A 25,837-nucleotide genomic window follows, 5' to 3' on the forward strand; every position below is an offset into this window, starting at 1 on the left:
CTCGTTGAGAACTTACAGGTTGTGCCTGACGTTCGCCGCGCCTTGTGGGCGGGTGGCGAAACAAAACGGCGATGACACGTATGCCATCGCCGGAGGCGGACTATAAAGTTTTCACGCGAATGATCAATACTCAACTTTTGTCGTACTAACCATTCACCGAGTTATCGTGAGCCCGAAAAGTAACAGCTTGTTTCCAGCACAGCTCATCGCGAGGCATCGTCTTCTTGCATCCATTGCGCCCAAATGGCGCGGACCCGGCGGCGATGATCGTCGATATCGGCGATCTCGACCTGGCTTCCGGCCTTGGCCAGCGAGGCACGATGGCTGATGCCGCGATAAGTGAGGTACGCCTCACGAAGCTCGCGCGCCTGCTCGGCGGGAAGGCGGCCGCTTTCCTCCAGCGTTTCGAGAATGCGCATGTTATCGCTGAAGGCGAGCATTTCCGGCGCCTCGGCACCCAACCGCAGTACCGCGTATTGGCAGAGGAACTCGATATCCACCATGCCACCGGGGTCCTGCTTGAGATGAAACGTTCCCTGGCGGCCGGCCTGATCGCTGCTACCCAAATGAGTGCGCATCTTGCGGCGCATGGCAACGACCGAGTCGCGCAGTTTTTCAGGGTCGCGTGTCTGGCCCAGCACCTCGCAACGCACTGTCTCGAAGCGCTCGCACAATGCTGTGTTGCCGGCGATGGCCCGTGCGCGCACCAGCGCTTGGTGCTCCCAGGTCCAGGCTTGTTGGTGCTGATAGTCGGCGAAGGCGTCGAGCGTCGTCACCAATAGCCCTGCGTTACCCGAAGGACGCAGGCGCATATCCACCTCGTACAGCGCGCCGCTGGGCGTCATGGCCGTCAGCAAATGGATGACGCGCTGACCGAGGCGCGTAAAGAAGACCGCATTGTCGAGGGCCTTGGCACCGTCGGTGGCGCCCTTGGGGTCGGCGTCGTGCAAAAACACCAGGTCCAGGTCCGAACCATAGCCCAGTTCGATGCCGCCCAGCTTGCCGTAACCGATGATCGCGAAATTGGCCTCGTCGCTCTCGCGCTCGCCGGAATGGCCCGAGGGGCGGCCGTACTTGCGTGTCACCTGCTTCCAGGCCATCGCCAGTATCTGCTCGAGAATCACTTCGGCGATGAAGGTGAGGTAATCGCTGACCTTCATCAGCGGCCGCGCGCCGACGATATCCGAGGCCGCGACGTGCAGCACCTGGGCATGCTTGAAGATACGCAGCGCGTCGAGCTGGCCTTCTTCGTCGTCCTCGGGCACCCGCGCCAGTGACTGACGCAGTTCATCGGCGAGTTCGTCCTTGTCGGCGGGCGAATACAGTGTGGCGGGATGCAGCAATTCATCGAGCAGCACGGGATGGCGCGCCAACTGCTCGGCGATCCACGGACTCGCAGCGCACAGCCGAATCAACTGACGCAGCGCATCGGGATTCTCGCGCAGCAGCGCCAGGTACGCAGTGCGCCGTAGCACCGCCTCGATCAGCGGCAATACGCGCTCGAGCGCGACATCCGGCGCGTGACTCTCGCCGACGGCCTCGAGCAGCAACGGCATCAAGGCATCGAGACGCTCGAAACCGATACGTTGCATGGTCGCTACGGCGCGCGAACGATGCAAACCAACAAGCCGCTTGAAGGTCGCCTCGGGCGTCTCGAACCCCAGCGTCGTCAGCGTTTCGCGGGCCTCCGCCAGGGTCAGCTCCTCACGCCAGAGCGCACCCAGTTCCTCGTGTGAGGCGTCCTCGGCGGTGTTCTGCTCATCGTCTTCTTCCTCGGGCGGCGCGATGACGGCGTCGAAATGTTCGCGCACCCGCCCTCGCGCCTCGTCAAGACGCGCCACGAGCGCCGGCCAGTCGGCCATGTCGAGCGCCAGCGCCAAGCGCTCGCGCCCCAGGCTATCTTCCGGCAGGGTCTGGGTCTGGCGGTCCTTCTGGGCCTGCAAGGCATGCTCGAGATCGCGCAGAAAGGCGTAATCGCGCCGCAGGGCATCGGTCACCTCGCCCGGCAGCAGCTCCAGGTCCGTCAAACAACGCAGCGCCGCCGCCAGCGAGGTCAGTTGGAGCTCGGTATCGCGCCCACCACGGATCAACTGAAACGCCTGGACCACGAACTCCACCTCGCGGATGCCGCCAGAGCCGAGCTTGATGTTGTCGGCCATGCCCTTGCGCTTGACCTCGCGGTTGATGAGCCGCTTCATCTCACGCAGCGATTCGATGGCGCCAAAATCCAAGTACTTGCGATACACGAACGGCCGCAGCGAGGCAAGCAGCTCGGCGCCCGCTTCGAGATCGCCAGCCACCGGGCGCGCCTTGAGCATGGCGTAGCGTTCCCACTCGCGCCCTTGGTCCTGATAGTAGCTGGCCAGCGTGGCGAAGTTGCCGACCAACGGCCCGCCATCGCCGAGCGGGCGCAAACGCATGTCGACACGGAACGCCATGCCTTCGTCGGTCACCGCGTCCAACGCGCCAATGAGCTTCTGGCCCAGCTTGGTGAAATATTCTTGATGCGAGAGCGCCCGACGGCCGCCCTCGGTCTCGCCCTCTTCGGCGAAAGCGAAGATCAGGTCGATGTCCGAGGACAGATTGAGCTCGCCCGCACCGAGCTTGCCCATGCCCAGCACTACCAGGCGTTGCGGTGTGCCATCGGCCCGGAGAGCCGGTTGCCCCCAGCGCGGCGCATAGTAGTGTTCGAGCCAGCCCAGCGCGCCATCGAGACAGATCTCCGCCAGGCTGCTGACATCGCGCGCCGTGACCCACATGCCAGCCTCTTCGCCCTGGCCGCGCGGCGCGCGGCATAGATCACGCCATACGATGCCCAGCATGCGCAGCCGTCGGAAGCGGCGTATTGCGGCCTGCATGGCCGCTTCATCCTCGGCGCCCTCGAGGCGCTCAGCGAGGTCCGCTTCCCAGATCTCGCGCGGCGGCGACTCATCCAGTTCGCCCTCGGCATCCAGCACCGGCAACCAGCCAGGATCGCGAGCCAACGTCTCGGTGGCGAAATCGGAAAGCGCCACGACCCGCGCCAGCTCAGCGCGACGCACCTCCGAGAGCGCCAGCCAGGTGGCACTCGGCGTTTCTTCGGCATCAACATTGGCATCGGCGTCCGCATCGCTCGTCGGTCGCTTCGCCTGGGCGACGCGATCGGCCAGGCACAACGCATCGTCGAGCCGCTCGGTGGCTTCGCCCAGCGCCTCATGCAACGGTGCGGGAATATCGGCGTCGGGTAGGAATCCTTCGGGCAGGGCCATGATGCACTCTCCTGGAACATCCCGGCACCTAATGCCGGGGCAAGCGTAATGGTCCCAGCTTAGCGGAGCTACTCGCTTGGAAGCTACAGCCAAGCGCTCCTCAGCGCCGCCACGGCAAACCACGCTCGGCGGCGGCGATGAACGCCTCGGCGGTTTGACGCGGCGGTGCGCTGAGCAAGCTGACGCCTACGAACAACACGCACGCCACCGGCAGCGCCCAGATACCCGGCGGCCAACCCAGCGGCTTGGCGCCGGTGATATACAACGCCACGACGCAGACACCACCGCCGAGAATGCTCGCCAGGGCGCCCGCCGCACTGCCGCCTCGCCAGAAGAAAGCGCCGATAAGCGCCGGTACGGTGACTACCAGGCCGGTCGAGGCGGCAACCGAGAGCACCGCGATCAGATCGAGGCGCAACTCGGCGAAGGCCAGCGCCAACAGCGCGATCAGCGGCAACACGGCCTTGCCGACCCACAGTTGGCGGCGTTCGTCGCTGCCCTTGCGGGCCACCGCATAGACGTCCCGCGACAACATCGACGAGAGCGTCAACATGATCGAGTCGATGGTCGAGACCGCCGCCGCCAGGATGCCGACCATCACCAGCACGCCGAGTAACGGCGGCACGTGCGCAGAGGCCAACAAGGTCGGCGTGGCCAGATCCGAATTCTCCAGCTCGGGGAAGGCGATCAGCGCCGAAAAGCCCCACAGTACCGAAACGGCGGTATAGACCAGGCCGAAGCACAGAAAGCCCAGCAGCATGCGGCGCATGGCCTGGAGCGAGGCCGGCATGAAGAGGCGCTGGCTGACCTGGGGATTGGAAAGGCTGAAGAAGAACCACGGAATCGTCAGGCCGAGGAAGGTTATCGGCGTAAACAGGCCCGATCCCGGCACGGTAAGCGCCTCGGGATGCTCATCGGCGAGGGTCGCGAACAGCGTCTCGAAGCCGCCCAGCGAATCCACTACCAGCAGCGCCACGGCCGTCGAGGCGACAATCATCAACAATGCCTGCAACGCGTCGGTCCACATCACCGAGCGAATCCCGGCGATGAAGGTGAACACCAGCGCCAGTACGGTGGCGACCGCCACGCCGGTGGTAAAGCCGATGGCACCGTCGGTCATCCCGCTCAGCAGGTACCCCACACCCGCCAGTTGCACCGCCGCATAAGGGATCAGGAATAGGCTGCTGACCAGCGCCGTGGCCACGGCCACGCCGCGATTCGCATAGCGGTGTCCCAGCATCTCGCTGGGCGTGACGAAACCGAATGCCTTGCCCACCGCCCAGAAGCGCGGCCCGAAGATGGCCACCAACGAGACACCGGCGAAGTAGACGATTTCAAAGCCCAGCGCCCCGACGCCACCGGCGTAGGTCAGCCCAGCCAGCCCCACCATCATGAAGGCACTGTAGGTCGTCGCGCTGTAGCTGAGCGCCGACACCAACCCGCCCATGCGCCGCCCGCCGAGGAAATAGTGCGCCATGTCGGGCGTCCCGCCGGAAACGCGCTCGCGCGAGCGCCATGCCACGCCCAAGGCGACGACGACATACACCAGCACCGACGTCCACACGAGCGTCGACGACATCCTCACTTCTCCTTGAAATCGGCGGTCACGAGCAGGTTGAGCACTATTACGGCGAGACCGATCAGCCCCCAGAAGAGCATACTGCCGTACCAGGCCTGAACATCACGCAGTAGCGTGAAGGGGACAATCACGGCAGCCACCACCAGCACGCCGAGCAATCCAAAACCGACGCGTCGGGACATAGCGCACCTCGTACGGACGTTGAAGGTAACCAACACGGCGTCGCCGACCGCGTGGCTCAGCCGAGGAATTTCTGCCAGGCCAGTAGGCCCCAGGTCAGCCCCGCCATGATCAGCGAGATCATCACCGCCGCCGAACCGATATCCTTGGCCCGGCCAGACAGCTCGTGATGCTCGGGACCGATGCGGTCGACCACGGTTTCTACCGCGCTGTTGAGCAATTCCACGATCAGCACCAGCGCACAACTGCCCACCAGCAGCAGCCATTCAACTGGCGTAGCGCCGATCCACCACGCCAAGGGCAAGAGTACCACGCAGATGCCGACCTCCTGGCGAAACGCCGTTTCATTGCGAAACGCGGCTCGCAGTCCCTTGAGCGAGTAGTGCGTGGAGTCGGTCAAGTGACGCAAGCCGGTGGTCTGGCGGGATTTCATCGCGCTTTTTCCTCAGTGAAGGAGTTCTCGATGGCCGATCACGCAACGGCCAGGACGGCAACGCACACGGCGACTTGAGATGGTAACAAAGGGGCAGCCCCAGGCAACGCTACGCGAATGACGGACGGTATCCCGCAAAAGTCGCGTTGTCGACACTCGTGGCTCAACGCTAGGCTAATGATCTCGCGCTCGCCGCAGCGCCTTCACCCGAATTCGCAGGAGTCCTCCATGCCCCGTGCACTCATGCTTCATGACGACGCTCCCCGCGCCCGCCTCGAAACGCTCGATGAAAGCCAGTTGCCGGAACGCGCAGTGCATGTCGCCATCGATTATTCGGATCTCAATTACAAGGACGCCATGGCGGTCACCGGCCAGGGCAAGATCGTGCGCGACTATCCATTTGTGCCAGGGATCGATTTTGCTGGCACGGTAACGGATTCCACGGATACGCGCTTCGCCGCCGATGACCGCGTAATCCTCACCGGCTGGGGCGTCGGCGAGCGCCATTGGGGCGGTTTCGCCGAGTCCATGCGTGTCGATGCCGACTGGCTGGTGCCCTGCCCGCAACCGCTGAGTACGCGTCAGGCAATGCTCTTCGGCACCGCCGGACTCACCGCCATGCTCAGTGTCATGCGACTGAAAGAAGCCGGCCTCGACCCCGGCGATGGACCGGTCGTGGTTACCGGCGCCAGTGGCGGCGTGGGCAGTTGGGCGGTGTCGATCCTCGCCCATGAGGGTTTCGAGGTTCACGCCATCACCGGCAAGCCCGAGCAGAATGCTTGGCTCGAGGCGCTCGGTGCCCACGCCATTCTACCCCGCACCGACTTCGAAGCCCGCGGCCGGCCGCTGGAATCGACGCAGTGGGCGGGCGCCGTGGATACCGTCGGCGGCCAGGTCCTGGCTAATCTCCTGGCGCAAATGCGCTACTCAGGCAAGGTTGCCGCCGTGGGACTGGCAGGCGACGCCGCGCTGCCGACCACGGTAATGCCGTTCATCCTGCGTGGCGTGTCGTTACTCGGCGTGGACAGCGTGTATATCCCGTTCGAGCGGCGCCGCGCAGCATGGCAGCGCATCGCCGCCCTGCCCAACGCCCTGCTGTCGCACATGCAGGTCGAGGAGATCGGCCTCGACGACGTGGCCGACCGAGCCCAGGCCATGCTCGAAGGCCGCACCCACGGGCGCGTGCTCATCGAGCCACGGCGCTAATGGGCGTGATCTCTCAGTGGGCCTCGATCATCTCCGTCAAGTCCGCCGCCACCAGGGGCAACACCTGCCGCCAGGCGAGATACGGCGTTTGCGAGGTGCCGTTGACCAGTACCGCGAAGCTGCCCCAACGCCCGGTTTGGGTACGGAAGTAGCCGGCCACCGCGCGCACCGTGACCGGCTCGTTGAGCGTGCCGGTCTTGAGCATGACGCTCTGTTGGAAGGTATCGCTGCCTCGGCGAATGAAATGCATGGGCCCGTTGGTCGGCAGTTGCAGGCCGGCCACAAAGGTCGGAAACAGCGCCGAGCGCTGGTACATCGCTGACAGCAAGGCATTGAGGTCGCGGGCCGAGACGCGGTTCTCGGGGGTCAGGCCACTGCCACTGGCAAGCGTCGGCACGCCGTGGCCCGGTAGCCCCTGAGCGAAGCGCATCAGGGCGTTACCGGCGTCCTGTAGCTCGGCACGCGGCTTGGCGACGAGATCCAAAGCCAGGGTATCGGCCATGAAGTTATTGGAATAGTTGAGCATGCGCAGCAGCAATTCCTGCAACGGCTTGCCATCCACCGCCGCCAAGCGCTTGGCCGTGGTCGGCGGCGGTGTCGTGCTGGTTGCGTAGCCTTCGATCTCGACCCCCGCCTGTCCGAGCAACGCCATCAAGGTCTTGGCGGTCTGTTCGGCGGGATCGGAACTGCCGCGATAGATTTCGCGCGAGTAGCTATCGCGCGCGATCTGCCCACTGACACGCAACGTGTCGCCGCGCTCGCTACTGATGCGCTCGGCACTCAGGCGCGAATCCCCACCATGCGCTACGGTCTTGACCTGATTATCGAGACGTATGAGAGGCGCCACCGTCGCGCAATCGCTGATCGAGGCCGCCTCGCCCACGGCATTGCCGGGCTTGACTCGATTGCACCAGCTTCCGTAATTCACGGCCGCCGAGGACAACAGGGCACTATAGGCATTGTCGGAGCGCGAGCGCGCCTTGCAGCGGTCGGTGGTCACGCAAGTCACCGGGCCGAAGCGCCACTGGCTAACCACCAATTGGCCATCGACGGCGTGCACACCGCGTTCGCGCAAGCGTTGCACCAGGCGCCATAGGTTTTCGCTGGTCAGCGCCGGGTCGCCGCCGCCATCGAGCACCAGATCGCCATGCAGCACGCCCTGGGCATCGACATTGCCGGTGGCCATCAACTGCGTGGTGAAACGATGCTGCGGCCCCCAGCGGTCGAGGCTCGCGGCGGCGGTATAGAGCTTGGTCACCGAGGCCGGCGAAAGCCGCCGCGCGGGGTGGATCGCACCCAGGTCTTCGCCGCTCCCCAGCAGTTGCGCCTGAGCGCCGATCACGAAGCCCTTGTCGGCCAACGTGGCAAGATTATCGAAGCCCTCGGCCTGCACAGCCAATGGCAAACCCGTCAAGACTAGAAGCGCGAGCACACGACGTCCGACACGCTGCGAGGAGCGCAGACGTCGGCAATGGAATAGCCTACTCAGCATGAGATTTTTCCTTCCCTGGACGAACGTACATCGTCCGCCAGGCTAGCAGGGCTCCTCATCGAGTGCGATGGCGACATACGATCGGCGCATTAGGCATCTTGCTGATAGCGCCTAATGCGCGGACATACGCGAAAACACCTGAATGATGGCAACCCCGGCGATGATCATTCCTAGACCGAGAATCGCGGGCAAATCGGGTTTTTCGCCATACACGACCACCCCGATCAGTGTCACCAGCACGATGCCAAGCCCGGCCCAGAATGCATAGGCGATGCCCACCGGCAAATCGCGAAGCGCCAGCGTGAGCATATAAAACGCCAATGCATAGCCCACGACCACGGTTACGCTCGGCCACAGGCGAGTGAATTCCTGGGACGCCTTGAGCGCGCTGGTGGCCACGACCTCGGCGATGATCGCGATGGCCAAAAATACATACACCATATTCTCTCTCCTGAAAGCCCGTGTTGTTTGGCCCCTAAGTGGGTAACAGCTCGGGTCGATGCGCCAGCGTCACCGTCAGTCGCCATAGTGGTTGGCCGCTGGCGTGATATTTGTGTTCGAAAGGCGTGAGATACTCGCCCGATGGCTCGCAGGGTTCGAGATGCGGTTCGCGCCCCGTGGCTTGCGTCAACGCCAGGGCCAATTCCTCGAGATAGAGCCGCCAGTTGGAGCGCGCTTCCAGTGCGCCGCCGAGCCCCGCCAGGGCCGGAAACACTGGGTGGCCATGCCAGCGCATCTTGAGATGCGCCGGCTTGGGATACGGGTTGGGATAGAGCAGATAATGACGTGCCGGCTGCCACCCTTCTTGTAGCGCCAAACGCCAGAAATCCACCAGATCGGCACGTACCAGCAGAGCGTTGTCGGGCAGTTCGCCGTGCTCGCGGGACAGGCGGTCGGCGCTGCGGTCGATGCCAATCACCGCATGGCCGGGAAAACGTGCGGCCAGACGTCGGGTGGAAAGCCCTACGCCACAGCCCGCGTCGAGAATCAGCGGCTTGTCCTGCTCATGGAGCCATGTCCGCGCCGCGCCGAATGCTATTCGCGTATGCGATGCCAACGGCTTTTGCCAGGGGTGCGTCAGCGCCCGCGACACGCGCCGCGAGAGATCCTCATGCGGCGCGGTCTGCTGGGTGACGATGGCGCGGGAGTTGGCATGCATGGGCGACTCTGTAAACGACTGAACGAAATGCCATTCTAGCAGACCGACGGGGCTGACCGAGCGTCACGAAATCGACCCACGCGAGACCGCTATTGGCGGCATTTCCACTTTATCGGACAGTGTTCGCATGACGCCACTCGCACCCGGGTGCTATCATTCCCAGACTCATTAAGACGCCACGCGCCCTATCTATACCCTATATCGCGCGGGTGGGCGCTACATCTCCGGCCGACGCGTGCCGGTCATGAATCATGACGCATCGTCATCCACAGCATTACGAGGAACGCGGCTTGTCACAGTTACCGGTGATCGTCGGCATGGGCGGTGTTAACGCCGCCGGCAGAACCTCGGGCCACCAAGCTTATCGCCGAACGATTCTCGACGCTTTGCCCGATACCCTTCAGGCACAAACCATTCTCGCCCTGGCCGCCATGATGCAGCTCGTTTCGCGCGTAGAAAGCGGCGGCTGGCAGGACCCTCAAGGCGAGATTCTCGACGACGCCGACGTCGTCGCACGCTATCGCCAACATGTGCTCGATCATACCCTGATTCGCCGCATCGAGGACGAACGCTTCGGCAGCGAAGGCATCCCCGCCAATCGCGCCGCGCAACTCGATCTCGATACCGAGCTGACCTTTCGCGTGCGCCGTCGCCAGCTTCCCAACGACGTGCCGGCCATCTGGCAGGTACGCGAGATCGACAAACGCATGGTCGAAGTCGTGGTCCCGCCGGGAGCGCTGGACGTGCTGCTCCCCGAACGTCGCAGCGCCCAGGTGCGCTCGGCCGGGCAACTGCCCAGCGGATTTTCGCCGGACACGCTGTATCGCAGCGTGCACCATCCGCGTGGCTTGGCGATGACGATCTTCGGCGCCTCCGACTGTCTCGGCCAGAGCGGTCTCGACTGGGCGGCGCTGCGCAACCGTCTCGATCCGGACGCCATCGCCGTGTACGCCGGCAACTCCATCGGCCAGCTCGACAACGAAGGCTGGGGCGGTCTGCTACAAAGCTTCGTCAGCGGAGCGCGCGCCACCTCCAAGCAGATGCCGCTGGGTTACGGGCAAATGCCCGCCGACTTCCTCAACGCCTACGTGCTGGGCAGCGTCGGCGCTACTGGCGCAGCGCTAGGCGCCTGCGCCAGTTTTCTGTACAACTTGCGCCTGGGCCTCGAGGACATTCGCAGTGGCCGGCGCCGGGTGGTAATGGTGGGCACCAGCGATGCCCCGATCACCCCGGAGATCGTCGAGGGCTTCCGTACCATGGGGGCGCTGGCTGACGACGAAAGCCTCAAGGCACTCGACGCTCTGACGCTGCTCACCGACAGTGACTATCAGCGCGCGTGTCGCCCCTTCGCGCGCAACTGCGGCTTCACCATCGCCGAGTCGACCCAGTTCCTGTTGCTGATGGATGACGCGCTGGCTCTGGAAACCGGCGCGCAGATTCTCGGCGCCGTGCCGGGTGTCTTCGTCAACGCCGACGGCTGGAAGCGTTCGATCTCCGCACCGGGCATCGGCAATTACATCACCCTGGCCAAGGCGGTCAGTCTTGCCAGCGATATGCTCGGCGAGGAGGCGGTACGCCAGCGCAGCTATCTACACGCGCACGGCACCAGCACGCCCAAGAATCGCACGACCGAGTCGCATGTGTTCGACATGGTGGCGCGCGCGCATGGCATCGAGTCGTGGCCGGTGACCGCCGTCAAGGCATTCGTCGGCCATTCACAAGGCGGCGCGGCGGGCGATCAGATGGCCAGCGCACTGGGGACCTTCGCCCACGGCATCCTTCCCGGCATCTTCACCCTCGATGCAGTGGCCGATGATGTCTTCGCCGAGCGCCTACGCTTCTTCCGCGATCCGATCCCCTTCGAGGCCGATGCGGCGTTCATCAATGCCAAGGGATTCGGCGGCAATAACGCCACCGGCCTAGTCATTTCGCCGGCCGCCACCGAGCGCCTGCTGACCCAGCGCCACGGCCAGCGCGCGATCGACGACTGGAAGCAGCGTCGCGAGACGATCCTGGCTGCTTCCGAGGCGTACCTGGCGACATCCGACAGCGGCCACTTCGACGTCACGTACCGCTTTGGCGAAGGCGTTCTCGAAGGACCGGAACTCTCGATGACGCGCGACACGCTGCATATCCCCGGCTTCGATCAGCCAGTCTCGCTGGCGGTCGACAACCCCTACGGCCGACTGTAATAGGCTCGCCCGGGCGGCGGCACGATTGCCGTCAGCCTTGGGCAACCACTACCCTGTTGGTATCTCGGCACAGGATGTATCCATGAATATCGTGGTCTACCCCGGCACCTTCGACCCCGTCACCCATGGTCATTATGACCTGATCGAGCGCGCCGCACGCATGTTCGACAAGGTTGTGGTGGCGGTGGCCGCGAGTCCGCGCAAGCAGCCCGCATTGTCGCTGGAGACCCGCGTCGCCCTGATCGAAGAGATCACCGTCGACCTCGACAACGTCACGGTCGTCGGTTTCAGCGGGTTGCTGACGCAGCTGCTGGATCAGCAAGGGGCACGCATCATCCTGCGGGGATTGAGAGCGGTATCCGATTTCGAATATGAGTTACAATTGGCCAATATGAACCGGGCCCAGGCACCTCATATCGAAAGCTTGTTCCTGACGCCCGCGATAGAGAACTCGTATATTTCTTCCACCATCGTGCGCGAGATCGCGCGTCTCGGGGGAGATGTCTCCAAGCTCGTGCACCCTTGCGTGGTCGATGCACTGAGCCGGCATTTCGCCTCAGACCCCTCGTCGCCCGATACGCAGTAGAGGACACTTCCATGGCCCTGATGATCACCGATGAGTGCATCAACTGCGATGTCTGCGAACCCGAGTGCCCCAATGGCGCCATTTCCCCGGGTGAGGAGATTTACGTCATCGACCCCAACTTGTGCACCGAGTGCGTCGGCCATTTCGACGAGCCCCAGTGCCAGCAGGTGTGCCCGGTCGACTGCATTCCCCTCGATCCCGAGCGCAGCGAAACCCACGACCAGCTCATGCACAAGTATCGGCTGATTACCGCCGCCTGAGCGCGGCCATGCCCGATACACAGCGTCGACGGCCCACGAGGTCAGTCTTCGCGCCCCTCCGTTCTTTTCATGTCTCGCAGGCGGCTCGCCAGGCGTAAACGTCCAACGCAAACTCCAACGTAAACAACGGAATCCCGTGTCCACTTCACGCTCCCCGACACGCATCTGGTCACTCGCCTGGCCGATCATTCTTTCCAACATCACCGTGCCATTGCTGGGCCTGGTGGATACCGCCGTGGTCGGGCACCTGCCGGATTCGCGCTACATGGCCGCCGTAACCCTCGGCGCCACGCTGTTCAGCTTTCTGTACTGGGGATTCGGCTTCCTGCGTATGGGCACTACCGGCCTCACCTCCCAGGCCATGGGGCGCGAGGACGACAGCGACATACGCAACCTGCTGGGGCAATCGTTGTTGCTGGCCCTGGGTATCGGCGTGATGTTGATCCTGCTCGCCGAATCGCTCATCAGCTTCGGCCTTTACCTGCTCGATGGCAGCGAGGCCGCCATGTCACTGGCGGCGAGCTATGCCCATATTCGCATCCTCTCGGCTCCGGCGGTGATGGCCAATTACGCGATTCTCGGCTGGTTCCTCGGCCAGCAGAATTCGCGAGTCACGCTGGCGATCATGGTACTCACCAATAGCGTCAACATCGCACTCGATCTGTTGTTCGTGGTCGGGCTGGGCATGACCAGCGACGGCGTAGCCTGGGCCACGGTGATCGCCGATTACACCGCGCTGGCCGTCGGCCTGTGGCTGGTGGCGCGTCAACTGAAGCTGCTCAAGGGGCACTTCCTGCGCCAGCGACTACTGCGCCTTGCCGCCTACTCCGAGCTTTTCCAGGTCAACCGGCACCTGTTCGTGCGGACGTTAGGGCTGCTGTTCGCCATGGCCTTCTTCACCGCCCAGGGCGCCAGTCAAGGCGATACGGTGCTCGCCGCCAACGCCGTGCTGATGCAGTTCATCATGATCACTTCCTACGCGCTGGATGGCTTCGCCCACGCCGCCGAGGCCTTGACCGGCCGCGCCGTGGGACGCCGTGACTGGCCGTTGTTCGGGGCCTCGGTGCGTGCCGCCGCGCGGTTCTCGCTGATGACCGCCGGCGTCGCCATGGCGGCATTCTTCTTCGGTGGCGACTATCTGATTGCCCTGCTCACCGACCTTCCGGACGTGCGCGCCACAGCGGGGGACTATCTCCCCTGGATGATCGTCATGCCGGCCATCGCGGTGTGGAGTTACCTGCTCGATGGGGTCTTCATCGGTGCCACAGCGACCCGCGAAATGCGCGATACCATTCTACTGGCGCTCGCCGTCTACCTGCCGGTGTGGTGGTTCACGCAACCGCTGGGCAATCATGGCCTGTGGCTCGCCTTCACCGTATTCACCCTGGTGCGCTCGGCAAGTCTCGCCGGTGTCTACCTGCATTACCGGCGCACGCGCTGGAGATGAGACGTCTCTCTCCGCCACAAAAGCGACAAGGCAGGGCAAAACGTGGTACATCTTGCGCCTCTATTCATTCCCTCGATCTCAGTAGGACTGTGACCCATGGCGCCTGACGACCTCCCCCGCCAGCATGAACTCACCATGACGGTGCTGATGACCCCTGACATGGCCAACTTCAGCGGCAAGGTGCATGGCGGCGCGATTCTCAAGAAGCTCGACGAGGTCGCCTATGCCTGCGCTAGCCGTTACTCCGGTTCCTATGTCGTCACGCTGTCGGTGGACCAAGTACGCTTCAAACAACCCATCCACGTTGGTGAGCTGGTCACCTTCCTGGCCTCGGTCAACTATGTCGGGCATTCCTCGATGGAGATCGGCATCAAGATCATCGCCGAGTCGATCCAGGATCGCGTGATTCGCCACACCAACAGCTGCTATCTGACCATGGTCGCGGTAGATGGCGAGGGTCATCCCAACCCCGTGCCACAGCTACAACTCGATACGCCATTGCAGAAGCTACGCTTCGAGAAAGCCAAATTACGCAAGAAAATGCGCAAGCAAGAGGAGCAGGAAGAACAGCGCGCCCAGGCGCATCTCAATGAGACCCGCGAGGCACCCTGACGCGACACCGCGAAACTGGTAGCGTGACCACGTGCATGACGCCTGCCGCCGCCTTGGCGCGGCGCCGCCGACGGAGAATTTGATGAGCGCACCTTCCACCGCTGGCTCGCGCCGACGCGAGCGCCTTTATCTCGTCTGGGACATCGCCATCGTGGTGCTGGTCTCGGCGAACCTGTTGCTGCTGCTCGTCGATAGTCTGTTTCTCTTGCCGCCCCTGAATGCCGGGCTGGAAGCGCTGGCACCGAGCCTCCATCAGGCTTATGACAGCGCCATTCACCAGCGTTTCATGACCATCGACCTGGTCTTCGTGAGCATCTTCCTGCTCGATGTCCTGGCCGGCTGGGCGGTGGCCATTGCCGAACGCCGCTACGCCCGCTGGTTCTTCTATCCGTTCGTGCACTGGTACGACGTGCTGGGGTGCATTCCGATCAGCGGCTTCCGCATCCTGCGTGTACTGCGTCTCATCTCGCTGCTGATTCGATTGCAGCGCCTGGGGGCAATCGACATCCGCCGCTGGGGTCTATACGCCTTCTTCGAGCGCTACTACCGCGTGCTCATGGAGGAGCTTTCCGACCGCGTGGCAACGCGCCTGCTGAGTAGCCTGCAAGAGGAAGTCCAGCGCAGCGACGACTTCACCAAACGTCTCTCGGAAAAGGTGATCCAGCCACGCAAGGCGGCGCTTGTCGACGAGATCGCCCGGCGCCTCGAAACCACCGTCGACAAGAGCTATGCCGAGAATCATCAGGAAGTGCATCGCTACGTGGCGACCCTGGTCACCCGCACGCTCGAGGAGAACCAGGAGCTCTCCCGCCTGAGACGCCTCCCCATGGGCGAGCATATGGCCCATGCCATGGAACGCAGCCTGAGTGACGTCGCCAGCCGTGTGGTCCACGAAGCCATCGATGGACTACGCTCGCCGCGTTTCAAGAGCCTCATCGGCGACTTGGCTGGAAGCGGCATCGATGCCTGGCTATACGTCGACCAGCGCACCGACCGCGTCACCGAGCAGGTGTTGATCGAAACGCTGGAAATGCTCAAGGACGAGATCGCCGTACAGCGCTGGAGAGACGAACTCGACCTCCGATGAATCAGCAGGATCTCAGGTGAGCCGCAAGGTCGTGTACGGCGCCTCGCAGGCGTGGCGCTCGTCACGTTCATCGATGCTGCCCAACGACATGTCGCGATCGTTGTCGTAGGCCACGAACAAGCGCTCGCTATCCAGAATCGCCAAGCCTTCCGCCTTGTGTTCGAATTCCAGGGCGTCTCCGGCCATCGTGCGCACCAGCGTCGGCGCTTTCCCCGCCGCGAACCCCTCTAGCGATACCACCCAGAGGTAGCCGCCGATGCGCTCTTCTTCCGCTTCCTCGACTTCGAAGCTCGTCAACAGAAACAGGCGCTGATGATGGGGATCGTACTCCAGGCTGGACAGGCCGCAGTCATAGCGTACCTCAGGCTGCTGCTGGGGCGAGAAGCTATAGAATTCGCGTAGCTCATCGACGAACACCAAGTTACCGTGTTCGTTCACGGTATAATGCGCGCCCACGACACGGCATACATAGTCGAAGTCTTCGTGCGAGTAGCCTTGTTCGCGCACGCCGAAAAGCAGTAGCCCATCACCACGCTCCCCCGGAATCGCCGCCAGCCCTTCTATCTTGTAATATGGATAGCCGATGGCGCCGTCCAGCTTGTTGCGCAGTTCCAGCGAGCCTTCGACACCGTCACGCGGGTCGGGGTCGACCACTTGCACCTGCTCGGGCTCGCCCAGCGGCCAGATCAATAAATGGTTGTAGGCATTGAGCGCATGGCTTTCCATGTCGATGCGATCGAACCCGGTGGTCGCCAACACGTAGCGACCGTCGGCAGTCAATGCGAAGTCCTCGTACTTGACTGCCCGCTTGATGGCATCCGCCGTGAAGTATTCCAGGCCGCGATCATCGGGACCGGCAGCCGTGATCGGGACAGAGAAGACAGCCGAACGTGCGTCACCGGGAATCGGCTTGTCGCTGGCCAGAATCAGACGCTGGCCATCGTAGACCACGGCCGATACCTCGACGTTGACCAGCTTGCCGTTCTCGTCGCGCAAACCGGTGGGAAAACAATGCAGCGTTCCTTCTTGTAGCACCTCGGCATTGGCCATAAAGCCTCCTTGATCGCGTTGTGCATGGCACTTCTAGCGTAACGCGAAATCCACGTACGGTCGCAACGCAACGTGATAGCTTGCGGTCGTGGCATCCGGCCGGCAAGCTGGTCGTCTGCGGGGGCATAACGTTCCCGGCGATGATCACTTGAGGACGACATGCTGGAAGGATGGGTGGCGCTTGGCCCTGCTGCGCTGTACATGATTTCGATGAGCATCACGCCGGGTCCCAATAACGTCATGCTGACCGCCTCGGGCGCCAATTACGGCTACCGACGTACGCTGCCGCACCTGCTGGGCATCGCGGTGGGCTGTTTCGTATTGTTCACGGCCATCGCCCTAGGATTGGGGGTGCTCTTCGAGCGCTACCCGATGGTACAAAACGCCCTGCGACTGATCGGCAGCGCCTACCTGTTGTATTTAGCCTGGAAAATCGCCACCGCACCTCCGCCCGAGTTCCGCGACGATGCTGCGGCAAAGCCGTTGAGTCTCTGGCAAGCAGCCGCGTTTCAGTTCGCCAATCCCAAGGCGTGGGTGATGGGTCTGGCTTTGATGGCGGGCTTTCTGCCCGAGGGTGGCCCCGTCTGGCTGAATGCCTTGCTGCTGGCCGGGCTCGCCGAAATCGTGGCCTTCCCGTGCATCTCGCTCTGGGCCGGGTTCGGCATGGCCATCCGTCACTGGCTGACCACGCCCCAAGCCTGGCGGCGCTTCAACGTCGTCATGGGCGTGCTCACCGCAGCCTGCGTATTTTTCATTCTTCGCTAGGTGGCCCGCATGGCTCAACCACAGGTTAGTTCGACGATATTGTCCTGGTCATCGAATTTGACGTTGAGGCGATCCACTCGGTAATCCATCGTCACCGCCTGATTGGGGCCGACGACACGAACGCGCTCGGCATCGCTATCCGTTTCCAGGCGCGCCAAGGTGCGCTCGGTGGCACGCTGGCCTAGGTAACCCTGCAGCGCGTTGGCACCGCAAGCGTCACGTTGTGACATCGACGGTGGCGGTGGCGCCTCGTCCGGCGCCGGGCCGCCAGTACATCCCGCCAGCATAAACACCACCACTGCACTGCCCAGAATACGTTTATTCATGTCTTATCCTCTTCGTTCGCTGAACTCACAGGTTAGCGTATCCAAGCAGCGCGCTAGAGGCCAGGCGCATTCCCTCTCGCTGCGCGAGCCGAGAATGCTAGACTCAAGGCTGGACCGTCGCGACGCTCGTCATTTCCAAGGAGCCAGGAATCATGCAAGGAACCTTCAAGTATTTCTCCACCGCCGTGCTCGGCCTGGCCGCCGGGGCGGCGTTGTCGTTGACGCCGGCGTTCGCCGACGAGCCGGTGCGCGTCTCGTCGAAGATCGATACCGAGGGCTCTTTGCTCGGCAACATGATCGTTCAGCGCCTGGAGCATGCCGACATTCCCGTCGAAGACAAACTTCAACTCGGCCCGACCAACATCGTACGCAGTGCCTTGCTCGAAGATGAGATCGACCTTTATCCCGAATATACCGGCAACGGCGCGTTTTTCACGCAAACCACCGATGACGCTGCGTGGAAACGTTCGGGCGAGGGTTACGAGAAGATTCGCGCCTACGACAAGGAACACAACGACCTGGTATGGCTCACGCCGGCGCCAGCCAACAACACTTGGGCCATCGCACTGCGCCGTGACATCGCCGACGAGAACGATCTCTCCAGCATGGAGGATTTCGCCGCCTGGATACGCGATGGCGGTGAGATCAAGCTGGCCGGCTCCGCCGAATTCGTGGAAAGCGATGCCGCCTTGCCCAGCTTCCAGCGTGCCTACGATTTCAAGCTCGATCAGGACCAGTTGCTAGTCCTCTCCGGCGGCAACACGGCGGCGACCATTCGCGCCGCCGCCGAGAACACCAGCGGCACCAATGCCGCCATGGTCTATGCCACCGACGGCGCTATCCCTGCCGCTGACCTCAAGGTCATGGACGACACCCAAGGCGTGCAGATGGTCTATGAACCGGCGCCAGTGATCCGCCAAGCCACGCTCGATGCTTATCCGCAGATTCCCGAACTGCTCGAGCCCGTTTTCGAAGGGCTCGACCGGGAAACCCTGCAGTCCCTCAACCGCCGCATTCAGGTCGATGGTGAACCGGCCAGCGATGTCGCCGAGGATTACCTGGAATCACAAGAACTGCTCGACTGACGGCTGCCGGTGTCTGTTTCTCACATTCCCACGCGCGACGCGGCCAGCGCGCGCCTGGTGGCCAATCGCGTCTTGGCCACACTGCTATGTGCGGGGCTTCTGGCGGCTTGGCTATTGCCCTTCGCCACGATGTCGCCCAACCGCTTGGCCTCCGGGCAAACCGTCGGCCTGAGCGAGGCGCTATCAGCCTGGCAGGTGTTCGCTTTTCTAGCCCTGAGCGCGATACTGGCCGTGGCGGCGCTGAGACGCCCGCTACCGCGCGAGCTCGCCCATGGCGTGGTCTTGCTGGCAAGCCTAGGGCTGTTGCTGATCACGCTGTATAGCCTGGGCGACTACGCGCAACGCACGCTGGTCGAAGAATCGCCGTCGGCGCGGGTCTCGCAGGGATCGGCCTTCTGGGTGATGGTCTTCTGCTGCGCCCTGGCGGCCATCGATGCCTTTCAGCGCGCCGCCAGCGGCTGGCTACTGCGCCTGGGTTACATGCTGATCGCAGGGGGAAGCGTGGCGATGTTATTCGCCAGCGGCCATTTCGATGATCTATCGATCATGCGCGAATATGCCAATATCCGCGATAACTTCGCTGATCAGTTCATCACGCATTTGGTGCTGGTGGGCTCCGCGTTGGGGCCGGCGTTACTCATCGGCGTGCCACTGGGTCTGCTAGCCCATCGCCGCGTACGCCTGCAGGGAACGCTGTTCAGCGTGCTCAATTTCTTCCAGACGATTCCCTCGATTGCCCTTTTCGCCCTGCTTGTCGCGCCGCTTTCGGCACTCGGCAACGCCTTCCCGTTGCTCGGCGAATGGGGCGTCAAGGGCATCGGTGCCGCGCCAGCCATCATCGCGCTGGTGATGTACGCGCTGCTGCCGGTGGTACGCAATACCTACGCCGGGCTCAAGGGCGTCCCGCCCGCCACCGTGGAAGCGGCACGTGGCATGGGCATGACCACGCGTCAGGTGCTGTGGCGCGTGGAGATCCCCTTGGCGTTACCGGTCATGCTTTCGGGGCTGCGCATCGTCACCGTACAGGCCATCGGCCTGACGGTAGTGGCGGCGCTGATCGGTGCCGGGGGCCTGGGCGCCTTCATATTCCAAGGCCTCGGCCAATATGCCATCGACCTGGTCCTGCTCGGCGCGATTCCCACTATCGTGCTGGCGGTGATCGCCGATTTCACGCTGCAGATGCTGGTCGTGCTGAGCAAGCCGGCCGGCACCCGCCGATAGGTAACACCGATGATCGAACTTCAGGGATTGACCAAGCGGTATGGCGAAACACGTGTCGTCGACGATATCTCGCTAACCGTGGAACAGGGCGAATTCTGTGTCCTCATCGGCCCATCGGGATGTGGCAAATCGACCACGCTGAAGATGATCAATCGCCTGATCGCGCACAGCGAGGGAAAAATCCTGGTGGGCGGCGAAGATATCACCACCCTGCCGCCGGAACGCCTGCGTCGTCGCATCGGCTATGCCATTCAGTCGATCGGGCTGTTCCCGCACTGGCGCGTCGCGGACAACATCGCCACCGTGCCCAAGCTACTCAAGTGGCCGTCGTCACGCATTGCCGAGCGCGTCGACGAATTGCTGGCTCTTTTTCAGCTCGATGATGAAGGACTGCACGACAAGTATCCGCATCAACTCTCGGGTGGTCAGGCGCAGCGTGTCGGTGTGGCCCGAGCCCTGGCCGCCGATCCTGACGTGCTACTGATGGACGAGCCCTTCGGTGCCGTCGACCCCCTGACGCGCGATACCTTGCAGGCCGAATTGGCACGCGTGCACCGCCAAACTGGCAAGACCATCGTCTTCGTCACCCATGACATGGACGAGGCCTTGCGCCTGGCCTCCCGCGTGGCACTGCTCAATGCCGGCCAGTTGGTGCAATACGACCGCCCGGCGGAGCTTCTCGTCGCACCCGCCAACGATTTCGTGCGCGACTTCATCGGACGCGCCGACTTAGGCCTCAAGCTACTCTCACGGCGCCGGGTCGAGGAATATTGTCGGCCCGCCCAGCGCACGCGCAACAACGCCATCGCCAGTGCGCCCATCACCTGGCAGGTGGATGCCAACGATCGCCCCATGGCGTTGCTGGGCGGCCGCCTGGGTGAATCCGAGACGGCACGCACGGTGGTCAATCCCGAGTGGACCGCCACGCCGGACATGTCGATGAAGGAGGCCTTGTCACGCATGGTGTGGTTTCGCGTGACGGCCTTGCCGGTGCTCGATGGCGAAGGGCGTCTGCTGGGCGAAGTGACGATGGCGGGCGTCATGGGGCATCGCCCATGAGCGTCAGAGTAATGTCCCGTGCCCCTTCCTCGCGCCGTGTGCTGCTGATTGCGCTCGGTGCCTTGCTGATCGCGCTGGTACTAGGCATGGAGCAGTTGGCGCCACTGTTTCGGGCGTTGTTTCCCGATCAAGATCCGGCGATGTATGAGCGCGAGAGCTTCCTCAATCTGACGCTCGCCCATCTCGCACTGGTATTGGTGTCGTCACTCATCTCGGTGAGTGTCGGCGTTGCAGCAGGGCTTTTTGTCACGCGGCCAGCAGGGCGCGAGTTCGAGCCCTTGGTGTCGACGCTGGCCGCCATCGGCCAGACCTTCCCTCCGGCGGCGGTGCTGGCAATCGTCGTGCCAGTCGCCGGTTTCGGCTTCGTCCCCACCTTGGTGGCGCTGGTGCTCTATGGCCTCTTGCCCGTGGTGCAAAACACCGTCGCGGGGCTGGGCACAGTACCCTCGCAAACGCTCGAGGCCGCACGCGGCAATGGTATGAACGCCTGGCAAATCCTATGGCGCATCGAACTCCCTCTGGCGATGCGGATCATCATCGCCGGCGTGCGTGTCTCGGTGATCATCAACATCGGCACAGCGACGATCGGCTCCACGGTCGGTGCCAAGACACTGGGCACACCGATCATCGCCGGCTTGGTGGGCAACAACCTGCCGTACGTGATCCAAGGTGCAATATTGGTAGGTCTTCTGGCTATCGTCACCGACTTGGCGTTCGAACGCCTGGAACAACGCTTTTCATTCGGTGAGGGTGGCAATGCCTCGTGAGAAGAGGCTCACATGCTCGCCAGACACTTGTGCGGGGGAGAAAGAAAACGACACGAGCGTGTCACATGGAGGCTTCTGGCGTATCCACCGGCAGCTAAGGCAACCCGCCGCCCCGTGTGGGACGGCGGTAGAAAGCGTCAATCGGCAGCTTCTTGAACTTCTTCACCGCCTTGTTCGATATCTTCACCTGCGCCTTCAAACGTATTGCAGCCACTGATAGCACCAGCGGTGAACATCAGCAGCAGGGAAAAAGCCAGCATCCGTTTCATAGTCGTGTCTCCTTCACGGTATCAAGCGGGAACGTTCCCGCGGGTCCAAACCCATTTCTTGGGTAATCTTATCCGCCATACCGGCGGCACGCCCACAACGTAGCAAAGCTAGCGGCGCTATGCATCCTTTCCAGGATTCAGTTGGTTGCGGCATCCTGCATCGCTTCACCGCCACGCTCGATATCCTCGCCCGCGCCGTGGATGGTGTTACAACCACTCAGCACCGCCACCAACAGAAGACCCAAGATCGCAATCGATGTACGCTTCATGCGTTTTCTCCGGCAAACACCGCTGACTTAGCGGAAGGCACGGCCCTATGCCGTGTAACGTAACGTTAGCATAGCCAGACACTTTACGACGATTTTCAGGAGCGCCGCGCATGACCGATTTCACCCTGCATCCACGCTTGGCGGCCGACTCGCATTACGTCGCCGACCTGCCCCTTTGCCAGGTACGCCTGAACGACGACGCGCGCTATTCCTGGCTAGTGCTGATCCCCCGTCGCGACGATATCTGCGAAGTCTACGAACTCTCCGCCGACGATCAGGCCACGCTGTGGCAGGAAGCCACCGAGGTGGGACGCCTCTTGATGGCACACCATGATGGCGACAAGCTCAATCTGGCGACGCTCGGCAATCAGGTTGCGCAGTTACACCTGCATGTCATCGTCCGTCACCAGAACGATGCAGCCTGGCCGGGACCGGTGTGGGGACAAGGCACCCCGCAGCCGTATGACGACGCAACGCTGAACGCCCACCTGACGACACTCCGCGACCTCCTCGCCCCATGTGAGTGATACGCAGGCAGTTTTCGTAGTACTTAGGGCAGCTCACCGAGCCTCTCCTGTATATCAATCAGCAGCGTATCGAACACATAGGGCGGCACCGGCTGACCGCCACGCTGCCCCGACAGCGTGACGCGCGTTCCCTGCTCGGTCGCCTCGAGCCGGTAGCGCACCTCGAGCGTAGGACGCGCGGCCAGCACGGCCTCGACATCGCCCAGATCGACATCGGCGCGACGAATCACGAAGCCGCGTGCCGTCAGCATCGCCACCCCCGCTTCCAACGCGGTCGACGGCTCAGCCTCCACGACCAATGTCCGGGTCTGCGGCGCCACCGATGTAGTCGCGCATCCGCCCACGCTCAATACCACGAACGATGCCACCAGCAATACGCCCAGCAGCCACCTCATGATGTGCTCCCCTCGCGCATGCGTGCGTCGATGTCATCGTGTAAAGCGGCGCAGAACGCCGCGCTGTTGTCCGGACGCGCATCGATCAGATATCCGTCGACATCGACCACGCGCGAATCGCGTGTCACCCGTACGACATCCTCGACGGCGACCACCGAGACCCGTTGCAATCGCACCGGATCACCGCCAAAGCGCTGGGAATACCCCAGCGAATAGCCATGGCGGCTGCCCATGCCATAGTATCCCCAGAAACCGCTGCGCCCCCAGGGCGACCGATCCACGGCGCCTAGCCCCGGCTGCGCCTGGGCTCGCTCGGCACTCACCAACCCCAGCGCGACCTCGGTCTGTTCGATACGATACCCCTGTGCCTCCAAGGCATCGGCGACTGCCCTTACCCGTGCCTTGGCGTCGCCCTCGGCCGGCCAGTGACACGCCTCGGGCAACGGCGAGGCCACATCGCGGCCCAGCGGATCGTAAGAAGCCAGGCTCTGACAACCGCCGAGCCCCAATGCCACTACCAGCAAAAGAGGTTTCATCATCGCGTTCTCGCCTGAAAGGAAAAGGCCACTCGGCAGCGGCGAGCGACATCGTACATCTCGCCTCGCCGTTACCGCCGCAGGGCACCTTGTTGAGAGCGTAGTCGAGCGCCACGGTTCCGTCAGCGTGGCATGCCAAGCATCTCCCGCCTGGCGCCTGCATGCGTTAGGCTGGCAATTCGACCACGACGCCCCGCCCTCGGGTTTGGATCATGCAAGAGGCTCGCCCATGAAGATCGTCATCGCCCCGGATAGCTACAAGGATGCCCTTTCGGCCCGCGAGGCCGCTGTCGCCATCGCCGCAGGCTGCGCCCGCGTCCTGCCCCAAGCACAGTTGGTCCAATGCCCGATGGGGGACGGCGGCGAAGGCACTCTGGATGCATTGCTGGCCGCCACGGGAGCCGAGCGCCGCGTCGCCGAGGTCCACGACGCCCTGGGGCGCCCCATCAACGCCAGCTGGGGATGGCACGCCGCGAGTGCCACGGCCTACGTCGAGCTCGCCGAGGCCAGCGGCTTGCAAGCGCTCGCCGACGCCGAGCGCACCGCGCTGCACAGTACCACCCTTGGCGTCGGCGAGTTGATACGCGATGCGCTCGATGCCGGAGCCAAGCGTTTGATTCTCACCCTGGGCGGCAGCGCCACCAACGATGCCGGTGCGGGGATGCTCGCGGCGCTGGGGGCGCGACTGCTCGATGCCGAGGGCCAGCCGCTGCCGCCCGGCGGCGCGGCACTGGCGCAGCTTTACGAACTCGACCTGAGCGACCTGGACCCGCGCCTGGCAACGCTCAAGGTGGACACCGCCGTGGACGTCGATAACCCCTTGCTCGGCGAGCGCGGAGCCAGCGCAATCTTCGGACCGCAGAAGGGCGCTACGCCGGCGGATGTCACACAGCTCGACGCAGCCTTGGCCCATTTCGCCGACCACGTCGCCAGCGCGCTCGGCACAGATCACCGCACGCTACCCGGTGCCGGCGCGGCCGGCGGCATGGGCTTCGCAGCCGCCGCTTTTCTGGGAGCGCAACTGCAGCCCGGCATCGAGCTGGTCATGAACCAGGTCGACTTCGACCGTCTGCTGGAAGACGCCGATCTGGTGATCACCGGCGAAGGTCAGCTCGATGGCCAAAGCCTTGCCGGCAAGACGCCGGTCGGCATCGCTCGGCGCGCGCGACAATACGGCGTGCCCACGCTCGCACTCGCCGGGCGCCTCGGCGATGGCTGGCAGGCCGTTCACGACGAGGGCATCGAGGCCGCCTTCGCGCTGGCGGATGGCCCCCTGGCCTTGCCGGAGGCCCTAGAACGCACCGCCGAGCTTCTCGCCGACCGTGCCGAGAGTCTCCTGCGTGTATGGCGACTCACCAGCCGACAGGTGCCACGCTAAGCGTGGGGCACGGTCACGCTGCCGCCCCTTTGCCCTTGAAAAAACACCGCGTCATGGGCATTTCATATGTAGACGCTATATCGTCGATGGAAAAGATTCGTTACCCAATGCCCAGGCGACACTCTAGACTGGGCCCATTGACGATTTTGACCACCGACAACGGTCGCCCGTTGTTCTACGAGGGAGTGCTTTCATGTCCGACATCAATGCCATCGGTTTGCATACCAGCAGCGCCAATCAACTGGCCGAGAAGCTCAACGAGCTACTGGCCAACTACCAGATCTTCTACATGAACGCGCGCGGCTACCATTGGAACGTGAAAGGCCCGCATTTCTTCGAACTGCATACCAAGTTCGAGGAAATCTATACCGACCTGCTCGCCAAGGTCGACGAAGTCGCCGAACGCATCCTGACACTGGGGCATGAGCCGCTACATGCCTACAGCGATTACGCCAAGCTCTCGCGCATTCAGGAAGACACCCACGTGCATGAAGGCACCGAATGCGTGCGCGGGCTGGTGCAGGGGTATCAGGCACTGCTCGAGTTGCAGCGCGAGCTCAACTCCATGGCCGCCGATGCCGACGACGAAGGCACCGCCTCGCAGATGAGCGACTACATCCGCGAGCAGGAAAAGACCGTGTGGATGCTCAGCGCCTACCTGGGCTGATTCCCGCCAAGTCATCCCGCAAGATAACACCGCCCGGCCTTG

The 25,837-nt window shown here is 63.3% G+C and carries 28 protein-coding genes; 15 read left to right on the forward strand and 13 right to left on the reverse strand.

The genetic code is table 11. From position 1 onward, the window contains the following. Positions 1-203: 203 nt before the first annotated feature. The 4 genes from glnE to OP494_RS10315 form a co-directional block, all read right to left on the reverse strand. Positions 204-3,248, reverse strand: coding sequence for a bifunctional [glutamate--ammonia ligase]-adenylyl-L-tyrosine phosphorylase/[glutamate--ammonia-ligase] adenylyltransferase (gene glnE, locus OP494_RS10300; RefSeq protein WP_280540637.1), 3,045 nt, complete (start codon positions 3,246-3,248; stop codon positions 204-206). Positions 3,249-3,348: 100 nt separating this feature from the next. Continuing rightward, positions 3,349-4,827, reverse strand: coding sequence for a sodium:solute symporter family protein (locus tag OP494_RS10305; RefSeq protein ID WP_280540638.1), 1,479 nt, complete (start codon positions 4,825-4,827; stop codon positions 3,349-3,351). A gap of 2 nt (positions 4,828-4,829) precedes the next feature. Beyond that, entirely contained in the window at positions 4,830-5,009 is a 180-nt protein-coding gene (locus OP494_RS10310) for a hypothetical protein (protein ID WP_280540639.1), read from the reverse strand. A 56-nt stretch (positions 5,010-5,065) separates the two neighbouring features. After that, the gene (locus tag OP494_RS10315) at positions 5,066-5,440 is read right to left on the reverse strand and encodes a diacylglycerol kinase (RefSeq protein WP_280540640.1); all 375 of its coding nucleotides are present in this window, start codon (positions 5,438-5,440) and stop codon (positions 5,066-5,068) included. A gap of 228 nt (positions 5,441-5,668) precedes the next feature. Here OP494_RS10315 and OP494_RS10320 point away from each other — a divergent pair, with 228 nt between their 5' ends. Continuing rightward, positions 5,669-6,646, forward strand: a complete 978-nt coding sequence (locus tag OP494_RS10320; protein ID WP_280540642.1) for an MDR family oxidoreductase — start codon at positions 5,669-5,671, stop codon at positions 6,644-6,646. 13 nt (positions 6,647-6,659) lie between these two features. Here OP494_RS10320 and dacB read toward each other — a convergent pair whose 3' ends face one another. The 3 genes from dacB to OP494_RS10335 all read right to left on the reverse strand — a co-directional run bounded on the left by dacB (position 6,660) and on the right by OP494_RS10335 (position 9,297). Continuing rightward, positions 6,660-8,138, reverse strand: coding sequence for a D-alanyl-D-alanine carboxypeptidase/D-alanyl-D-alanine-endopeptidase (gene dacB, locus OP494_RS10325; RefSeq protein ID WP_280540643.1), 1,479 nt, complete (start codon positions 8,136-8,138; stop codon positions 6,660-6,662). A 111-nt stretch (positions 8,139-8,249) separates the two neighbouring features. Further along, entirely contained in the window at positions 8,250-8,579 is a 330-nt protein-coding gene (locus tag OP494_RS10330; RefSeq protein ID WP_040243024.1) for an SMR family transporter, read from the reverse strand. Between the two features lie 34 nt (positions 8,580-8,613). Next, the gene (locus tag OP494_RS10335; protein WP_280540644.1) at positions 8,614-9,297 is read right to left on the reverse strand and encodes a methyltransferase domain-containing protein; all 684 of its coding nucleotides are present in this window, start codon (positions 9,295-9,297) and stop codon (positions 8,614-8,616) included. A gap of 251 nt (positions 9,298-9,548) precedes the next feature. On the opposite strand from OP494_RS10335, the gene OP494_RS10340 reads away from it, so the two are divergent. The 6 genes from OP494_RS10340 (at position 9,549) to OP494_RS10365 (ending at position 15,481) form a co-directional block, all read left to right on the forward strand. Next, positions 9,549-11,489 carry a beta-ketoacyl synthase gene (locus OP494_RS10340; RefSeq protein ID WP_280540645.1) on the forward strand — a complete coding sequence of 647 codons (1,941 nt, stop codon included), beginning with the start codon at positions 9,549-9,551 and terminating at the stop codon, positions 11,487-11,489. Between the two features lie 82 nt (positions 11,490-11,571). Beyond that, on the forward strand, positions 11,572-12,075 hold the full coding sequence (coaD, locus tag OP494_RS10345; protein WP_280540646.1) for a pantetheine-phosphate adenylyltransferase: 504 nt from the start codon (positions 11,572-11,574) through the stop codon (positions 12,073-12,075). Positions 12,076-12,086: 11 nt separating this feature from the next. Next, positions 12,087-12,335, forward strand: coding sequence for a YfhL family 4Fe-4S dicluster ferredoxin (locus OP494_RS10350; protein WP_011508227.1), 249 nt, complete (start codon positions 12,087-12,089; stop codon positions 12,333-12,335). A 136-nt stretch (positions 12,336-12,471) separates the two neighbouring features. Then, the gene (locus tag OP494_RS10355; RefSeq protein WP_280540647.1) at positions 12,472-13,782 is read left to right on the forward strand and encodes an MATE family efflux transporter; all 1,311 of its coding nucleotides are present in this window, start codon (positions 12,472-12,474) and stop codon (positions 13,780-13,782) included. A gap of 96 nt (positions 13,783-13,878) precedes the next feature. Continuing rightward, positions 13,879-14,394 (forward strand): acyl-CoA thioesterase, encoded by a 516-nt coding sequence (locus tag OP494_RS10360; protein ID WP_040243032.1) that lies wholly within the window; start codon positions 13,879-13,881, stop codon positions 14,392-14,394. 82 nt (positions 14,395-14,476) lie between these two features. Further along, a complete protein-coding gene (locus tag OP494_RS10365) occupies positions 14,477-15,481 on the forward strand; it encodes an ion transporter (RefSeq protein ID WP_280540649.1) in 1,005 nt (334 codons plus the stop codon). 12 nt (positions 15,482-15,493) lie between these two features. Here OP494_RS10365 and OP494_RS10370 read toward each other — a convergent pair whose 3' ends face one another. Continuing rightward, positions 15,494-16,531, reverse strand: coding sequence for a hypothetical protein (locus OP494_RS10370; protein ID WP_280540650.1), 1,038 nt, complete (start codon positions 16,529-16,531; stop codon positions 15,494-15,496). 159 nt (positions 16,532-16,690) lie between these two features. Between OP494_RS10370 and OP494_RS10375 the strand changes: the two genes are divergently transcribed. Then, on the forward strand, positions 16,691-17,296 hold the full coding sequence (locus OP494_RS10375; RefSeq protein WP_280540651.1) for a LysE family translocator: 606 nt from the start codon (positions 16,691-16,693) through the stop codon (positions 17,294-17,296). A 14-nt stretch (positions 17,297-17,310) separates the two neighbouring features. Here OP494_RS10375 and OP494_RS10380 read toward each other — a convergent pair whose 3' ends face one another. Beyond that, a complete protein-coding gene (locus OP494_RS10380) occupies positions 17,311-17,622 on the reverse strand; it encodes an I78 family peptidase inhibitor (RefSeq protein WP_280540652.1) in 312 nt (103 codons plus the stop codon). A 152-nt stretch (positions 17,623-17,774) separates the two neighbouring features. On the opposite strand from OP494_RS10380, the gene OP494_RS10385 reads away from it, so the two are divergent. From OP494_RS10385 to OP494_RS10400, 4 genes are read left to right on the forward strand one after another with little or no spacing between them, the layout of a single operon-like run. Next, positions 17,775-18,707 (forward strand): ABC transporter substrate-binding protein, encoded by a 933-nt coding sequence (locus OP494_RS10385; RefSeq protein ID WP_280540654.1) that lies wholly within the window; start codon positions 17,775-17,777, stop codon positions 18,705-18,707. A 9-nt stretch (positions 18,708-18,716) separates the two neighbouring features. After that, complete coding sequence (locus tag OP494_RS10390) at positions 18,717-19,928, forward strand: ABC transporter permease (RefSeq protein ID WP_280540655.1); 1,212 nt, start codon at positions 18,717-18,719, stop codon at positions 19,926-19,928. A gap of 9 nt (positions 19,929-19,937) precedes the next feature. After that, on the forward strand, positions 19,938-20,987 hold the full coding sequence (locus OP494_RS10395; protein ID WP_280540656.1) for an ABC transporter ATP-binding protein: 1,050 nt from the start codon (positions 19,938-19,940) through the stop codon (positions 20,985-20,987). Positions 20,988-20,998: 11 nt separating this feature from the next. Beyond that, on the forward strand, positions 20,999-21,754 hold the full coding sequence (locus OP494_RS10400) for an ABC transporter permease (protein WP_280540657.1): 756 nt from the start codon (positions 20,999-21,001) through the stop codon (positions 21,752-21,754). A 137-nt stretch (positions 21,755-21,891) separates the two neighbouring features. Here the strand turns inward: OP494_RS10400 and OP494_RS10405 are convergent, their stop codons facing one another. Together OP494_RS10405 and OP494_RS10410 are read right to left on the reverse strand one after the other, a co-directional pair. Further along, the gene (locus OP494_RS10405; protein WP_011508238.1) at positions 21,892-22,023 is read right to left on the reverse strand and encodes an entericidin A/B family lipoprotein; all 132 of its coding nucleotides are present in this window, start codon (positions 22,021-22,023) and stop codon (positions 21,892-21,894) included. 137 nt (positions 22,024-22,160) lie between these two features. Then, the gene (locus OP494_RS10410; RefSeq protein WP_280540658.1) at positions 22,161-22,292 is read right to left on the reverse strand and encodes an entericidin A/B family lipoprotein; all 132 of its coding nucleotides are present in this window, start codon (positions 22,290-22,292) and stop codon (positions 22,161-22,163) included. A 110-nt stretch (positions 22,293-22,402) separates the two neighbouring features. Between OP494_RS10410 and OP494_RS10415 the strand changes: the two genes are divergently transcribed. Further along, on the forward strand, positions 22,403-22,819 hold the full coding sequence (locus tag OP494_RS10415; RefSeq protein ID WP_280540660.1) for an HIT family protein: 417 nt from the start codon (positions 22,403-22,405) through the stop codon (positions 22,817-22,819). 23 nt (positions 22,820-22,842) lie between these two features. Here OP494_RS10415 and OP494_RS10420 read toward each other — a convergent pair whose 3' ends face one another. Further along, on the reverse strand, positions 22,843-23,214 hold the full coding sequence (locus OP494_RS10420) for a hypothetical protein (protein ID WP_280540661.1): 372 nt from the start codon (positions 23,212-23,214) through the stop codon (positions 22,843-22,845). Continuing rightward, positions 23,211-23,753, reverse strand: a complete 543-nt coding sequence (locus OP494_RS10425) for a hypothetical protein (protein WP_280540662.1) — start codon at positions 23,751-23,753, stop codon at positions 23,211-23,213. Before OP494_RS10425 ends, OP494_RS10420 begins: the two co-directional genes overlap by 4 nt. Before the next feature lie 226 nt (positions 23,754-23,979). Here OP494_RS10425 and OP494_RS10430 point away from each other — a divergent pair, with 226 nt between their 5' ends. Together OP494_RS10430 and OP494_RS10435 are read left to right on the forward strand one after the other, a co-directional pair. After that, the gene (locus OP494_RS10430; protein WP_280540663.1) at positions 23,980-25,128 is read left to right on the forward strand and encodes a glycerate kinase; all 1,149 of its coding nucleotides are present in this window, start codon (positions 23,980-23,982) and stop codon (positions 25,126-25,128) included. 193 nt (positions 25,129-25,321) lie between these two features. Continuing rightward, positions 25,322-25,795 carry a Dps family protein gene (locus OP494_RS10435; protein ID WP_280540664.1) on the forward strand — a complete coding sequence of 158 codons (474 nt, stop codon included), beginning with the start codon at positions 25,322-25,324 and terminating at the stop codon, positions 25,793-25,795. Positions 25,796-25,837: the final 42 nt, after the last annotated feature.

The sequence above is a fragment of the Chromohalobacter sp. 11-W genome (genome assembly GCF_029889905.1).
GTDB lineage: Bacteria > Pseudomonadota > Gammaproteobacteria > Pseudomonadales > Halomonadaceae > Chromohalobacter.